Raw genomic sequence first — 1,142 nt, forward strand, 5'->3', positions numbered from 1 at the left:
TGTTGGTGGCAGCGTTGTCGATGAAGTCGACACCGCTGGTCAGCGCAGCAAGGCCGAGACCCTTGGAGTTGTAGGTCACGCCGGTGATGCTGAGGCTCGACTTGGCAGTCTCGTCGAACACCAGCTTGAGCTGGTCACCGTTCAACAGGTTGACGCCGTTGAACGAGGAGTCCTGCGCGGTCGAGTCGATCTGGTTCAGGATGTTGTTGTACTGGTTGACCAGATTGGCACGCGAGGTCTGGGCAACCGTGTCCTGGACGGGGCTGGAAGCCGTCGAGAAGGTCAGCGCCGTGGTCAGCGTACCGCCAATCGCACCGCCGGCCGCCGTCGATCCGATGGTCGAGGACGCGTAGTCGTTGGTGGTCGAGACCGTCAACAGACCGTTGGCATCGATCGTCGCCGTCAGGTTGTTGGCCTGCAGCTTGGTGTTGAGCTGATCGAGTGTCTTGACCGTGCCGTTGGTGCCGTCGCCGAAGGTGACGTTGACCGCCGTGCCGCCGTTGAAGGAGGAGAAGGTCAAGGTCTTGCCGGTGAGGCCGCCAACGCCGGAGGTACGCGCGGCGGTGAAGGCGGTCGAGGTGCCGGTGTTGCCGGCAAGACCAAGCACGTTCAGCGCGTTGCCGGTGCCGGTGATCGACAGATCGGCATTGACGCCGGTCGAGATCTTGAGCTGACCGGAGGCGTTGATCGACGAGTTGGTCTGGCCGGTGGCGGTCGCAAGCGTCGCGGTGCCGTTGGCGTTGATCGTCGCGGTCTGCACGCCGGTGGCGAGGTCGATCGCCTTCAGCACGTCGTTGACCGTGCCGGCCTGCAGATAGACCGTCGAGTTGCCGGCGCCGTCGGTCAGGACGTTGCCGCTCGCGCCGAAGCCGGTCGGAACGCTCGGAGCACCGGTCGAACCCGGGATCGGGGCGTTCTTGAAGGTGATGACGTGACCGTCGACGTTCAGGGTCGAGCCGTCCGCGATGGTTGCACCCAGCGAAGCCGCACTCGTGGTCCGGTTGACCTGGACCGTGGCGTTACCGCCGCCCACAGAGTTCGTCAGGGTGAGGGCCTTGAGCAGGTCGGCCTTGCCGGTGACGGTCAGATCCGCACCTGTCGAACTCCTCAGCGAGACGGCGCCGCCAGCAACGGTCGAGGCG

1 protein-coding gene is annotated in these 1,142 nt (G+C 65.0%); it reads right to left on the reverse strand.

The genetic code is table 11. The annotated features are described in order from the left end of the window. A partial coding sequence (locus tag A3AS_RS0141965; RefSeq protein ID WP_018323395.1) for a DUF1522 domain-containing protein occupies positions 1–1,142 on the reverse strand: 1,142 nt, incomplete at both ends.

Origin of the sequence: Bradyrhizobium sp. WSM2793 (genome assembly GCF_000379585.1) — a bacterium.
Lineage (GTDB): Bacteria > Pseudomonadota > Alphaproteobacteria > Rhizobiales > Xanthobacteraceae > Bradyrhizobium.